Consider the following 15,099-nt stretch of genomic DNA (forward strand, 5'->3'; position numbering starts at 1 on the left):
TTTTGAAATAGACTTAGAACAAAAGTAATGCAAGAAGCCATCGATTTTCTATCAACTAAAAACCCAATATTTCAGGAAATCATTAAAAAATATGGATTGCCACCAATCCCAAAACGCCCTCAGGGTTTTGAAACTTTGGTTTTACTAATACTCGAACAACAAGTTTCTATAGATTCGGCGAAAGCCACATTTTTAAAAATCAAAGCCTATACAACTTGTAATCCTGAAACAATGTCTATTGTATCTGATGAAGAATTTCGAACCTTGGGTGTAAGCCGGCAAAAGACAAAATATATTAAAATACTTGCTGAAGCTGTTTTAAATAAAGAATTGGACATAGAGAGTTTAGCTTCAAAATCAGCAAAACAAGTTCGGGAGGAGCTTATAAAACTGAAAGGAATTGGAAATTGGACTGTTGATATTTACTTAATGTTTTGTCTTCAGGAACTAGATTTGATTCCGCTAGGCGATATTGCAGTTGTAAATACAATCAAAGAATTACTAGATATTCACGATAAAAATGAAATGGAAATTCATGTTGAACAATGGAGTCCCTACCGATCTTATGCGACCTATTTATTGTGGCATTATTACTTAAATAAGCGAAACAGAAAAATTACATATTAACTGTTTGTTATTTAAAAGAAAAGTGTGTAGATTAATGCAGTTTTTTATTGTAAAAAAGGATTCTTTAGTTACTTTTGCAATCGAATTTATAGAAATAATAAAAAACGAAAATGACCGCAGACAAACTAACGACTTTCGATGTATTGATCGAAATACCAAGAGGAAGCAGAAATAAATACGAGTACGATTTTGAAATCAAAAGAATGCGTTTTGACAGAATGTTGTTCTCTTCGATGATGTACCCTGCTGATTACGGATTTATTCCAGAAACATTAGCTCTAGACGGTGATCCTCTTGATGTATTGGTTTTGATTAACGAACCAACTTTTCCTGGATGTGTTATAGAAGTAAAACCAATTGGAGTTTTCCATATGGCAGATGATAAAGGACCAGATGAAAAAATCATTTGTGTACCAGTTTCAGATCCAATCTGGAATTCATTAAATGACCTTTCAGATATTAACGGACACTTATTGAAAGAAATCGAGCATTTCTTCCAGGTTTACAAAGATCTTGAAAACAAACAAGTAGATGTAGAAGGTTGGGGAGATGTAAAAGAAGCTTTTGCAATTATTGCTGAGTGTACTAAGCGTTTTAACGATATCGAAAACAAACCGGAAGGATTATTTAGTATTAAATAATTTTTACCCTATTCTATTATAAAAAAAGCAATACTCCGTTAGGAGTATTGCTTTTTTGTTTAAATTCGTTTTAGTTAGTTTATTGACTATTAACCAAAACCATTACTATATTATGAATGCATTTATGATTTACTTGCCAATTGTTATGGCAATTTTAGGATTACTTTTCATGGGAATAAAAAGGACTTGGGTTTTAAAACAAGATGCAGGAGACGGGAAAATGAAAGAAATTTCAGATCACATTTATGAAGGAGCCCTCGCATTTTTAAAAGCGGAATATCGATTATTGACTTTTTTTGTAATTGGTGCAAGTTTAGTATTAGCCGGAGTTTCTTTTATTGTTCCTACCACACATATATTAATAGTAGTTGCTTTTATTTTTGGTGCCTTTTTCTCTGCTTTAGCTGGAAATATGGGAATGAAAATAGCAACAAAAACGAATGTTAGAACAACGCAGGCTGCGCGTACAAGTTTGCCTCAGGCTTTAAAAGTTTCTTTTGGAGGCGGAACTGTAATGGGGTTAGGTGTTGCAGGTCTTGCCGTTTTAGGATTAACAGGCTTCTTTATTATTTTCTTTCAAATATTCATGAACGGAACCTGGACATCATCTGAGGATATGACTAAAGTTTTGGAGACTTTAGCTGGATTTTCACTTGGTGCTGAATCAATTGCATTATTCGCCAGAGTTGGAGGTGGAATCTATACAAAAGCTGCTGACGTTGGTGCCGATTTAGTTGGTAAAGTCGAAGCTGGAATTCCTGAAGATGACCCTCGTAATCCTGCAACAATTGCAGATAACGTAGGAGATAATGTGGGAGACGTTGCAGGTATGGGAGCCGATTTATTTGGTTCATATGTAGCGACAGTTTTAGCTGCTATGGTTTTAGGAAATTATGTAATTAAAGATATGGGTGGTTCTATCCAGGATGCTTTTGGAGGAATTGGTCCAATTTTATTGCCAATGGCAATTGCCGGTTTCGGAATTTTATTTTCGATTATCGGAACTACATTGGTAAAAATATCTGATGATAATGCCAAAGAAGCACAAGTACAAAAAGCTTTAAATATAGGAAACTGGGTTTCGATTGCTTTAACAGCAATTGCCTGTTTCTTTTTAGTACAACATATGTTACCAGAGACAATGCAAATGAGCTTCTTTGGTGAAGGATCTAAAGATATTTCATCAATGCGTGTTTTCTATGCAACATTAGTTGGATTAGTTGTTGGTGGTGCTATTTCATCAGTAACAGAATATTATACGGGACTGGGTACAAAACCGGTTATGGCCATTGTACAAAAATCTTCAACAGGAGCTGGAACTAATGTTATTGCTGGTCTGGCAACCGGAATGATTTCAACTTTTCCGACTGTTTTATTATTCGCCGCTGCAATTTGGATTTCATATGCTTTGGCAGGATTTTATGGAGTTGCATTAGCGGCTTCAGCAATGATGGCGACGACAGCAATGCAGTTAGCGATTGATGCTTTCGGACCAATCTCAGACAATGCCGGAGGAATTGCTGAGATGAGTGAATTACCAAAAGAAGTACGTACGAGAACAGATATTTTAGATTCAGTTGGAAATACAACTGCAGCAACAGGAAAGGGTTTTGCAATTGCATCTGCAGCCTTAACGTCATTGGCTTTGTTTGCTGCTTATGTAACCTTCACAGGAATTGATGGAATCAATATTTTTAAAGCACCAGTTTTAGCCATGTTATTTGTAGGGGGAATGATTCCTGTAGTGTTTTCAGCTCTTGCTATGAATTCAGTTGGAAAAGCTGCAATGGATATGGTATATGAAGTACGTCGTCAGTTTAAGGAAATTCCTGGAATCATGGAAGGAACTGGAAAACCGGAGTACGGAAAATGTGTTGAAATCTCTACAAAAGCTGCTTTGCGCGAAATGATGTTGCCAGGAATTTTAACAATTGGTTTTCCAATCGCAATTGTATTATTAGGTAAATTAGTTTACGGAGACAACAATCAGTTAATTGCTGAAATGTTAGGAGGATATATGGCTGGAGTTACAGTTTCTGGTGTACTTTGGGCTGTTTTTCAAAACAATGCCGGAGGTGCATGGGATAATGCTAAAAAATCTTTTGAAGCTGGAGTTATGATCAACGGTGAAATGACGTATAAAGGTTCTGATGCGCATAAAGCGGCAGTAACCGGAGATACAGTTGGAGATCCGTTTAAAGATACTTCAGGACCTTCAATGAACATCTTAATTAAATTAACTTGTTTAATAGGATTGGTAATTGCTCCAATTTTGGGAGAAGGTCATTCATCTTCAGGTATGGCTGAAAAAGGGTCCTGTTGTAAAATGGAAATGCATGCAGCCGGCGCTTCTAAATGCGGTGATTTATCAGGAATGACAAAAGAAGAATGCATTAAAATGTGCAAAGAAAAAGGATGTACAGCCGAAGAAACCGCAAAATGTTTAGCGCATTATGATGCAAACGGAAAATACACACATCAAAAAACAGATTGTTTCGATACAACTAAATATAGTAAAAATAGAGTTGAGGTTAATTTATCTACCACAAATGGTGTTACAGTTGGAACTGTAACCAAAACTGAAAATGGAAAAACGACAACTGAAGTTTATGAAGGAACTGAAGCTGAGGTTAAAGCAAAGATTGAAGCTGCGAAATAAAAATGATTGATGATCTTTGTCAAAGTTTAAAACTTTGACAAAGATTTTACAAATAGAAAATGCCCCTAAAATTTTTTAGAGGCATTTTTTATATTAGTGTAAATAGGTATAATTCGTGTTTTTTAAAACAACCCGTTCAATTCAGCATCAATTCTATTAATAATGTTTCCTAAATCTTCAGGATTATCTACGAAGTTAATGTTGTCAACATCTATAATCAATAATTTTCCTTTGTTATAAGTCTGAATCCATGCTTCATATCTTTCGTTCAGTCTGCTTAGGTAATCTATCGAAATGGAGTTTTCGTACTCACGTCCCCTCTTGTGAATCTGACCCACCAAATTCGGAATAGAACTTCTCAAATAAATCAATAAATCAGGAGCTTTTACTAATGATTCCATCAATTCAAATAAGGAAGTATAATTTTCGAAATCACGACTGGTCATTAATCCCATTGAATATAAGTTGGGAGCAAAAATATAAGCATCTTCGTAAATCGTTCTGTCCTGAATGATTTTTTTTCCACTTTCTCGAATTTGCTGCACCTGACGAAATCTGCTATTTAAGAAATAAATTTGCAAATTAAATGACCAACGTTCCATTTGGTGGTAAAAATCATCTAAATAAGGATTGTCAACAACATCTTCATAATGGGGTTCCCATTTAAAATGTTTGGCCAATAATTTAGTCAAAGTTGTTTTTCCAGCGCCTATGTTTCCTGCTATTGCTATGTGCATTACGGTGTTACGATTTTATAATTGGTGATTTCTTTAGTTGTAAAAATAGATAAAATTTGGTCTTTGTAGCAGAATTTATCAAAGCTTTTTTGTAAAATTTCAATTTCAGAAACGCTGTCTGAATTTACGCTGCTAATGTCTTTAAAATACAACAAATTAGCTTTGCTGAAAATATATTGATGATCGTTTAAAATTTCAATTTTATCAAAGTCAGAAACTTTTCCTAAAGCCGTTGTTTTTCCGAAAATATCACAAGAGAACCAATTGTTTTTTTTATCAATCCAGAAAAAGGTATTAAAGTCCGTTTGATAATATTTTATAGTTTCTGTCAGAGGTGTTGATACTGTTTTATATTCATTTTTCAGATAATCAAAAAGGCCAATTTGTTGGTTTAGGGTGTTGAAAATCCACAATTGATTTTGGGTCGACATGCCAATTGCGGACACCACAATAGGGGTGGTGTTTTGAGAGAAATTAATTTCGGTCATTTTATTTAATTGATTGTCTAATAAAACAACAGTATTAAAATCTTCATAAAATAAAACTATTTTAAGAGGGTTGAGAATATCGACTTTGGTAATATTTCCCAACGAAACATTTTTGTACTCAAAAACTTCATTTCCTTTGATTTTTTTAAAAACATTATTTTTAATATGATAAGAAAATCCAAAGGAATCATAACCTAAAAAATCATCAATAGCAACAGTAAAAGTTGAAATTAAAGAAGCCTCTATTTTTTGATTTTGTGCTGAAACGGCTGAGAACGAACAGGCGATAAAAAGTAAAACTAAAATTTTGTGCACTGTTTTGTTCATATGAAGTAGGTTTCAGGAGAGCCAAATTACAAAAAACTACAGTATGAAACAGTGTAAATCACATATTTAGGCTGATTTTGTTTTTTAAATTTTTTAAAACAGCAACAGTCTGGTTAACAGTTGATTTCGTCGATGTGTAATTGGTATTGATCTATTTAATTTTTAGTATTTTAAAATTAATAATACATTTGAAAGTAAGTTCTATTGATTTACTCAATTTAAAAGAAAATGCAATGAAAAAAATAGTTATATATATGTCTCTAATGCTCGTATTTACTCACATGCATGGGCAAAAAGACTTTCAGGGAATGGCTGTTTATGAGTCAAAAACGCAGGCGCCTAAAATGGATGGGATGCGTGCCAATAGAGATATTACGCCCGAAATGCAGAAAAACATGGAGGAGCGTATGAAAAAAATGTTAGAGAAAACCTTTATTTTAAATTTCGATAAATCAGCATCTATTTATAAAGAAGAAGAAAAATTAGAAACTCCGGGACAACAAGGTGGAGGGATGCGGATGATGATGAACTCTTTTATGGGAGGCGGAGGTACTTTTTACAAAGATGTGAAAAGTAAATCGTATACGGTTGATAAAGAATTTATGGGAAAAGAGTTTCTGGTTATAGATTCTCTTCCAAAATTAAACTGGAAACTTGAATCGGAAACCAAGCAAATTGGAGGTTACACTTGTTATAAAGCAACGGCTGTAAAAGAAGCCAGTAAAACCGATTTTAGGAATTTCAGGCCTAAAAATGATAACGACAAAAAGCCTGAAGAGAAAAAAGAAGATGCTAAGAAAACTTCAGGCGATACGAAAACCAATTTTGCAGACAATTTTGAAATACCAAAAGAGATTATCATAACGGCGTGGTATTCTCCGGAAATTCCGGTCAACCAAGGTCCAGAAAACTATTGGGGTTTACCAGGTTTAATTTTAGAAGTGAACGATGGAAGAACCACAATTTTATGTTCGAAAATTGTTTTGAATGCTAAAGACAAAGTCGAAATAAAAGCACCTACAAAAGGCAAGGTAATTTCTCAAAAAGATTACGATGAAACCGTAATTAAAAAGATGGAAGAATTTAGAGAAATGAACCGTGGTCGCGAAGGTGGTCCCGGTGGTGGACCGGTAATAATCAGACGTTAATTTAACTACATCACCTTTAGATTTTTCCAATGAAAAATACACTTCTCTTTGTTATTTTATTAATGACGTCGATAAACTTTGCCCAAACGGTACGTTTTGATGGTTTTATTCAGGATGAACAGAAAAATCCGTTGGAAATGGCCAATATTATGGCCGTGAACAATGGAACAAAAGCAATGGATTCGTATGGAATCACCAATGATAAGGGAAAGTTTCAGCTTACTTTAAAACCAAATACGGCATATACGGTTAAAGTAAGTTATCTCGGGATGAAATCTAAAGAAATTAGTCTTTCAACAAATACGGAAAATATAGTTCAGAATATTGTTATGGATGGTTCAGGCATTGAACTTGAAGGTGTCGAAATTGTTCGCGAAATGCCAGTTTCTATAAAAGGCGATACGATTGTTTATAATGCCGATTCTTTTAAATCGGGAACAGAAAAAAAGCTGGAAGATGTACTGAAAAAATTACCCGGAGTTGAGGTAAATGCCGATGGAGAGATTGAAGTTGAAGGAAAAAAAGTCAGTAAATTAATGGTGGAAGGAAAGGATTTCTTTGATGGTGATACCAAACTTGGTGTTAAAAATATTCCTGCAGATGCCATTGATAAAATTCAGGTTTTGCGAAATTATAATGAAGTTGGTGCTTTAAAAGGTTTAGAAAACGATCAGGATAACGTCGCTATGAATATCAAGTTGAAAGAAGGTAAAAAGAACTTTTGGTTTGGCGATGTAACGGCCGGAATTGGAGTTGCAGAACTGGATAGTCGATATATTATTAATCCGAAATTGTTTTACTACAGTCCAAAATACTCCATCAATTTAATTACCAATTTTAACAATATTGGAGAATTGCCCCTGACGGCTCAGGATTATTTTAAGTTCACGGGCGGATTTAAAAATATGATGAAAAAGGGTGGGAGCAATTTCAACGTTTCGTCAAATGATTTAGGAATTTCAATTTTAAGAAACAATCGCGCTAAGGAAATTGAAACAAAATTTGGTGCAACAAACTTTGCTTATTCGGCTACAAAAGCTTGGAATATTAGTGGTTTCGGAATACTTTCTGCATCAAAAACAGACTTAGAAACCAAATCTCAAACTACCATTTTAGATTCCGGAGATCAACAGAAACGAGATGAACTAACACACCAAAAGAATAATTTGGGTCTTTTTAAATTGAGTTCGACCTATAAACCAAACGATAAATTTCAGTTTGATTATGACATCTTAACCAAATTGTCCAAGCAAGATGAAGATACCGATTTGTTGCGTGAATCTGTCGTAAATGATATTTCTGCAGTTGAAACCATTTTAACAAATAAAAAGCAGAACCCGACATCGGTAAATCAAAATCTGAGTTTGTATTATACGCAAAGCAATAAGAATATTTTTGCTTTTGAAATGCAACATTTATATCAGGATGAAAATCCGTTTTACAATGCCAATCTGCGTTCACAGCCGTTTGATTTGTCGGGATATATTGCAGGGCAGCAGCGAAATGATTTGAATCAGGATCGTTTTGTTAAAACCAATAAATTGGATGCAAAACTGGATTACTATTATATGGTAACGCCAAAAAGTAATATCAACATTACTTTAGGGAATACGTATTCCTATCAGGATTTCAATTCTCATATTTTTCAAATGTTGGACAACGGTGATAAAAATGATTTAAATGATCCTCAAAATAACAATCAGGTAAATTATAATTTTAATGATACTTTTTTAGGTTTTCATTATAAAATTTTAACCGGAAAATTTACTTTGACACCTGGAGTTAGTTTGCATTCTTATTCGATGACGAATACGCAGCTGGGAACGGATTATTCTCAAAATTTCACAAAAGTGTTGCCTGATTTTTTCGCCTTATATCAAATCAAAAAATCAGAAACACTGACTTATAATTTTTCTTTATCAAATGATTTTACAGATATAAATCAGTTGGCTGCAGGTTATGTTTTATCTGATTACAGCAGTTTATTCAGAGGAAATCGGTTATTGGAAAATGCAACTTCGCAAGTACATTCTTTACGTTACTTTAAGTATAATATGTTCAATTTTGAGAACATCTTTGCAAATGCTACCTATACAAAAAAGGTAGACGCCATTAAAACCAAAGCTGATTTTGATGGAATTAATCAATCTTCAGTTCCTTATAATTCGAATTTAGCCGATGAAACTTTTTCAGGAATGGGAAGTTACGGGCGTTCTTTTTTAAAGAATTACAAAGCCTCGGCAGTTGCAAGTTTAAACTGGTCGAAATTCAATAACATTCAGAATAATGTTTTGGCAACCACAGAAAGTTTTACTCAAAGTTATACTTTAAAAGCAGCGACAAACTACAAAAACTTTCCAAATCTGGAAGTGGGTTACAATGCTTTAATCAATCAATATAGTGGTTCGACGTATTATACAGATAAACCTTTTGCAAGACTGGATTATTATTTCTGGAACAGCTTTTCATTTGTTTCAGAATATGAATTTTATCATTATTATAATTCGGATAAAACAGTTGATAACGAATATGATTTTTTAAGTGCCAGTTTAATTTATCAGAAGAAAGATAGTAAATGGGAATATAAAGTTGCTGCTACCAATCTTTTAAATACGAAATATCTTAACGAAGACAGTTTCTCTCAATTCTCTACACGAGTTTCACAATACACAGTTCAGCCACGTTATATCATCTTTTCGATGAAATATAATTTATAGTATTTTAATTACAAAATATTCTGTTTTGTGATTTGTTTAATGAGGAATACGATATCTTTGCGCGCGATATTAATAACCAAAATTTTAAGCATGCGTACTTTTATCTGGAGTTTCTCAGTGTTTTTTTGTGTAATACTTTCTTCTTTTTCTCAAGTAAAAAATATAGAAAAAGCAACCTATCTTTCAACAAATAAGGGGCAAAAAATCAAATTAAATTTATTAGACAATAATAAATATGAATTGGTTTTTTATTCAGGAGATTATGAAATTAAAGGCGATTCACTTTTATTTTCGCAAAAGATAAAATCAGAAAATACTTTTGATGTTGCTTTTACAACTGATAAAAAAGCAAAGAAGATTAAAATTAAATTTTTAGACCCTTCTTATTATTCGTTCTATGTAGGAACACAAAATTCAAATAATCCTGTTCAGTATCAAAAAATTACTGATATCAGAACGAAAGTTGATCCGGAATGGACTCAGACGAATTTAGAATTTGAGGTAGACAAAGCAGATTATTTGTATTTGGTTTATGAAGATTATAATGGCGAAAGTAAATTGACAAAATTTGCTTTGCCAAAAGATGTTTCTGAAGTAGTAGTTAATTATCAGCTGGCTGCTTTAGATGATTTAAATATTGCCGGATTCTTTGATAAAAAAACAAATGAATTGAAAATTTCCGAGCAAAAAGGAAAGAATCCGTTGGTTTTTTTAAATGAAAAAGATACGCCTCAAGCTTCAGCTTCTAAAGTTATTCCACTGGAAAGTCAGACTATTTCAAACTGGACGTATCCTGGAAAACAACCATTGATAAGTGATGATTTTGGTTCGAAAGGTGAAGTGGTTGATAGTGCTGCCGTTGCTGTAGATGCTTATGCTCCGCCCGCTCCTCCTAAAAGTGATTTTAAGTTGAGAATTGAAAATAATTTGAAAAACGCTGTTGCATCAACTAAAAATAAACTCTTGGTTGTATATGTTGATAGTAAAAATCCATCTGCAAAAGCTGATTTTGATACTTTTATAAAAGAACAGGAAGCGCAGCTAGGATATACTATGTATGATGGGTATCATGCTGAATATGATCTTTTTAATTATTATTTGGCTTCCGAACAAGATAAAAAATGGCTGAAAACCAATAAAATAACAGATAATCCAGGCCTAATTGTGTTAAATGAAAACGGAGAAATTTTAGCAACTTCAAAATCTAAGTTGGCTGAAAAACAAGCTCAGTTTAATTATTATGACGGATTTTATAAAAAAGCGCAGCGAGTAAATATTTTACTCTCTTTTGATAAAGCAGTTAAAAATAAAAAGGCGACGGATGCAGATTTGATCATGGCTTTTAATAAAGCAGCCGTTCTCGAAATGCCTTACGATTATGATTATACTGAAACAAGTGAGGAAAATCCTGAGGATTTTAAACTTGTAAAAGTGACGCTGGATAAAAAAACAGTTTCTCAAACCTGGAAGAAGTTAATTGAAGCGCATCAAAAAGATACAAAACCAAATATGTATTTGGTAGAAACAATTTTAAAAGAAATTAAAAATCAAGGGTTTTACAAGCAGTTTTTTAATGAAGATAAAGTGCTGACAGATACTGATTTTTTAGCTATTGATTATTTGATAAAACACGCTGACGCTATTGAAACTGAAAGAGTAGTTTTTAATGAAAAAGAAGGAGAAAAACATTTAGTTGGTAATGTGGTTGCTGAGATTACTTCGGCATTACAGCAAAATACTTATATAGAAGCTGATGGCGTTTCCGGGGAAGCAAATAAAGACAAGACAATATCAGTTTATAAAAAAATAATTGGTTCAGGAAAAGGAAACTTTGAATGCTACCGCAATTATTTTGCGTATTTGAGCGAAGTAGAGGATAAGGACGGTTCGAATACAAGTTATTTAAAAGAGTTTAGCAGTTATTTTAATGCCAATTTAGCAACTGATAAAGGAAGTGCAATTGAGCGATTAGATGAAATGTATGCGACTTTAGACCCAATTTCTGATTACTCGTACAACGGTTGGAATGCTTTTAAAGAATACCATTCAAACTTATGCAATTCCGCTGCATGGACAGTAGTTTTAAAACCTGGTAATGCCGACTTTTTAAAATCTGCAATCGGTTGGTCTGAATATAGTTTGGCAGTAACCAAAAACAATCCTTATTATTTAGATACTTTAGCGCAACTGTATTATAAGGACGGACAAAAACAAAAAGCCGTTGAAACTCAAAGATTAGCAGTGAAATATTTAAACGCTGAGGTAGAAGCAGAAACTGCTGTTGAAATCCGAGAGACTTTAACTAAGATGCAAGACGGAACGTATTAGATTTCTTGTAGTAAATAAAACAAAAACCCGACATATTTTTGATCTGTCGGGTTTTTGTTTTATTATAGGAAGAAGTACTTGCTTTGGGATATCTTTCAGATTTAAAAGGCATTTTTTTGTTGATAAATTAGTAAGTTTGGAATACTAAATTTAAACGTATGAAAAACAAAATGATCTTAGGTTTGCTTTTTTGTGGAGGACTTGCTTTTTCACAAACAATCAAAAAACCTTTAGTTTCGGCAATAACGGATAAGGATCTTAAAACTGATATGTACCAGATGGCAGGGGACCATTTTAACGGTCGTGAGGCAGGAACTTTAGATGAGTTAAAAGTATCGATGTGGCTGGCTAATAAAGCAAAAGAAGCGGGAATGGCTCCGGCTGGAGATGACGGAACTTATTTTCAGTTTTTTGATTTGTACAGACATCAGGTAACTCCCAATACAAAATTCAAAATTGGACAAAAGGAATATAAACTTTGGAAAGAAGTTTTGGTAGCAGAAACCACAAATATTAAGGTAGAAGGTTCTTTAGTATATTTGGGTGCGGCGACAAAAGAAGAAATTGAAAAAACGGACGTTAAAGGAAAAGTAGTTGTATTGTTAGCTTCAAAAGAAGGAATTGCTGATGATATTTCGCTTTTCGACAGACGTTATCCAGGTTTGGTGAGAAACAAATACTATGATCTTGTAGTTAAAAAAGGGGCTGCAGCACTTATTATGGTGGCTGATGCATTAGCAGAAGAAAGTTGGTCGCAGGTTGAACCACAGATGACAAGAGGAATTTACGGAATTGAAGGTTTCCGAGATAAGATTGGAGCTACAATGCCGGTTTTCTGGGTACATGGTGATCAATTAGAATATCTTAAAAATACTAAAGATGTTTTATCAGCAGAAGTAGTTTCTGAAACTTATAAATATCCATCAGTAAATGTGGTTGGAACGATTGCAGGAATGGATCCAAAACTAAAAAATGAATATGTGCTTTTCAGTGGACATCAGGATCATGATGGAGTTCGTCAAAAATATGGTAAAGATTCGATCTATAATGGCGCCGATGATAATGCAAGTACCTGCGTTGCGATGTTGGCTATTGCAAGAGCTTATAAGAAACAACCCGGAAAAAGAACCGCTTTGTTTGTATTTCATGGTTCTGAAGAGCGTGGTTTGCTAGGATCAAGATGGTATGCAGCGCATCCTACAGTTCCTGAAAAAGACATCATTGCAGTTTTAAACGGTGACATGATAGGAAGAAATAATGTAAATCAGGCTGCTTTATTAGGTTCAAGTTCTCCTCACGAAAATTCTTCTGATTTGGTTGCTATTGCAAAAAAAGCAAATGACGAAGGGCCAAAATTTGATTTAGATAAACTTTGGGACAGACCAGAACATCCGGAATATTTTTACTTCCGTTCAGATCATTTGCCTTATGCGAAGAGAGGAATTCCATCTGTTTTTTATACCAGTGTTTTACACAGTCAGTACCATACGCCAATGGATGAATCTGAGAATATTGATTTCGTGAAATTGCATAAAATGACTGAGTGGATATACCGTACAGGTTGGATTTTATCTAATGATGCAGGTCGACCTAAAACATTGCCGAATGTACAATTAGAGCGATAACGAATTTTATAGATTTGTTTTATTTGTATTGAAAATAAGACGCGGATGAAACAGATTCGCTTTGCGAAAACGCGGATAAAAACGGATTTTTTCCTTTCTTTATATTCTATTTTAAGCAGAATATAAAATAAAATCCGTTTTCATCCGCGTCTTTACGAAGTAAATCCGTTTCATCCGCGTTCAAATAAACACACAGAGTTCAAAATCCACTAAAAATAAAAGAGGCTGTCTAAATAAATAGACAGCCTCTTTTTGTATATAAATGTCAGATTGAATTACAATCCAAATTCAGATTTTACTTTGTCAACAAAATCAAGTTTTTCCCAGGTAAACAATTCAACAGTAACTGTTTTTACATGTCCTCCAGGAGCAGAAAAAGTTTTAGTTACTACTTCTGGTGTACGTCCCATATGTCCGTAAGCAGCAGTTTCGCTATAAATAGGATTTCTTAATTTCAAACGTTGCTCGATAAAGTAAGGGCGCATATCAAAAATAGCTTCTACTTTTTTAGCGATTTCACCGTTTGTTAAGTTTACTTTAGAGGTTCCGTAAGTATCAATAAAAATACCCATTGGTTCAGCAACTCCAATTGCATATGAAACCTGTACTAAGATTTCGTCAGCAACACCTGCAGCAACTAAGTTTTTAGCGATATGACGTGTAGCATAAGCAGCACTTCTGTCTACTTTACTTGGATCTTTTCCAGAGAAAGCACCACCACCGTGAGCTCCTTTTCCACCGTAAGTATCAACAATGATTTTTCTTCCTGTTAAACCAGTATCTCCGTGAGGTCCTCCAATAACGAATTTTCCTGTTGGGTTAATATGGTAGTTGATTTTATCATTAAATAAATGCGCGTGAGCCGGATTTTTAGCAATGATTCTTGGAATCAAAATTTCGATAATATCTTTTTTGATTTTAGCCAACATTGTAGCTTCTTCATCAAAATCATCGTGTTGCGTCGAGATTACAATCGCATCAATACGAGTTGGTTTGTTATCGTCGCTATATTCTAAAGTTACTTGCGATTTAGCATCAGGACGTAAATAAGTGATTTCTTTGTTTTCACGTCTTAAGATGGCTAACTCTTGTAATAATTTATGAGATAAATCAAGTGCCAATGGCATGAAGTTTTCAGTTTCGTTAGTTGCGTAACCAAACATCATTCCCTGATCACCCGCACCTTGCTCTTCTGGCTTAGCTCTGTCTACACCTTGATTAATATCAGCAGATTGTTCGTGAATTGCTGATAAAATTCCACAAGAATTTGCTTCAAACATGTACTCGCTTTTTGTATATCCAATTTTACGGATTACCTCGCGTGCAATTTGCTGAACATCAAGATAGGTATTCGATTTTACTTCACCAGCCAAAATTACCTGACCAGTTGTAACTAAAGTTTCACATGCTACTTTTGAGTCAGCATCAAATGCCAAGAAGTTATCAATTAATGCATCCGAAATTTGATCTGCAACTTTGTCTGGATGCCCTTCACTAACAGATTCTGACGTAAATAAATAAGCCATAATAATTTATTAAATTAAAATTAAGTGAGGAAAAAAATTGCTTAAAAAGGGCTAAAGGAGAAAGTCTGCTTTAGCATTTTTTACTGCCGAAATTTATCTTTCAGCATTCATAACGAACCGTTTCATTATGAAGAGGTTGCAATCAGTTCAAATTTTTCCTCTGTATTCGGGTGCAAAAGTACAAAACCATTTTGATTTGCAAATTAAAGTTCAACTTTTTTTATTTTTATAAGCAGAAATTTAACATAAACATACTAATCTGATAGGGTAATGGAA

The 15,099-nt window shown here is 33.8% G+C and carries 10 protein-coding genes; 7 read left to right on the forward strand and 3 right to left on the reverse strand.

Annotation, left to right across the window (positions count from 1 at the left end):
• Nucleotides 1-27: 27 nt before the first annotated feature.
• The 3 genes from B0A65_RS08155 (at nucleotide 28) to B0A65_RS08165 (ending at nucleotide 3,927) form a co-directional block, all read left to right on the forward strand.
• The gene (locus B0A65_RS08155; protein WP_074660421.1) at nucleotides 28-627 is read left to right on the forward strand and encodes a DNA-3-methyladenine glycosylase family protein; all 600 of its coding nucleotides are present in this window, start codon (nucleotides 28-30) and stop codon (nucleotides 625-627) included.
• Between the two features lie 110 nt (nucleotides 628-737).
• Complete coding sequence (locus tag B0A65_RS08160) at nucleotides 738-1,268, forward strand: inorganic diphosphatase (RefSeq protein ID WP_074660422.1); 531 nt, start codon at nucleotides 738-740, stop codon at nucleotides 1,266-1,268.
• A gap of 112 nt (nucleotides 1,269-1,380) precedes the next feature.
• A complete protein-coding gene (locus B0A65_RS08165) occupies nucleotides 1,381-3,927 on the forward strand; it encodes a sodium-translocating pyrophosphatase (RefSeq protein ID WP_074660423.1) in 2,547 nt (848 codons plus the stop codon).
• Nucleotides 3,928-4,049: 122 nt separating this feature from the next.
• On the opposite strand, the gene B0A65_RS08170 is transcribed toward B0A65_RS08165, so the two are convergent.
• Together B0A65_RS08170 and B0A65_RS08175 are read right to left on the reverse strand one after the other, a co-directional pair.
• Nucleotides 4,050-4,664: a deoxynucleoside kinase gene (locus tag B0A65_RS08170; protein WP_072970398.1), complete on the reverse strand. Its 615-nt coding sequence runs from the start codon at nucleotides 4,662-4,664 to the stop codon at nucleotides 4,050-4,052.
• Entirely contained in the window at nucleotides 4,664-5,479 is an 816-nt protein-coding gene (locus tag B0A65_RS08175; RefSeq protein WP_074660424.1) for a hypothetical protein, read from the reverse strand. The genes B0A65_RS08170 and B0A65_RS08175 overlap by 1 nt, the downstream gene beginning before the upstream one ends.
• 233 nt (nucleotides 5,480-5,712) lie before the next feature.
• Between B0A65_RS08175 and B0A65_RS08180 the strand changes: the two genes are divergently transcribed.
• The 4 genes from B0A65_RS08180 to B0A65_RS08195 all read left to right on the forward strand — a co-directional run bounded on the left by B0A65_RS08180 (nucleotide 5,713) and on the right by B0A65_RS08195 (nucleotide 13,297).
• Complete coding sequence (locus B0A65_RS08180; protein WP_074660586.1) at nucleotides 5,713-6,627, forward strand: GLPGLI family protein; 915 nt, start codon at nucleotides 5,713-5,715, stop codon at nucleotides 6,625-6,627.
• A gap of 29 nt (nucleotides 6,628-6,656) precedes the next feature.
• A complete protein-coding gene (locus B0A65_RS08185) occupies nucleotides 6,657-9,344 on the forward strand; it encodes a carboxypeptidase-like regulatory domain-containing protein (protein WP_074660425.1) in 2,688 nt (895 codons plus the stop codon).
• A gap of 90 nt (nucleotides 9,345-9,434) precedes the next feature.
• A complete protein-coding gene (locus tag B0A65_RS08190; protein ID WP_074660426.1) occupies nucleotides 9,435-11,672 on the forward strand; it encodes a hypothetical protein in 2,238 nt (745 codons plus the stop codon).
• A 158-nt stretch (nucleotides 11,673-11,830) separates the two neighbouring features.
• Nucleotides 11,831-13,297 carry a M28 family peptidase gene (locus B0A65_RS08195; RefSeq protein WP_074660427.1) on the forward strand — a complete coding sequence of 489 codons (1,467 nt, stop codon included), beginning with the start codon at nucleotides 11,831-11,833 and terminating at the stop codon, nucleotides 13,295-13,297.
• Between the two features lie 275 nt (nucleotides 13,298-13,572).
• Here B0A65_RS08195 and metK read toward each other — a convergent pair whose 3' ends face one another.
• Nucleotides 13,573-14,823 carry a methionine adenosyltransferase gene (gene metK, locus B0A65_RS08200; protein ID WP_074660428.1) on the reverse strand — a complete coding sequence of 417 codons (1,251 nt, stop codon included), beginning with the start codon at nucleotides 14,821-14,823 and terminating at the stop codon, nucleotides 13,573-13,575.
• Nucleotides 14,824-15,099: the final 276 nt, after the last annotated feature.

It is taken from the genome of Flavobacterium frigidimaris, assembly GCF_002217275.1.
Taxonomy (GTDB): domain Bacteria; phylum Bacteroidota; class Bacteroidia; order Flavobacteriales; family Flavobacteriaceae; genus Flavobacterium; species Flavobacterium aquidurense.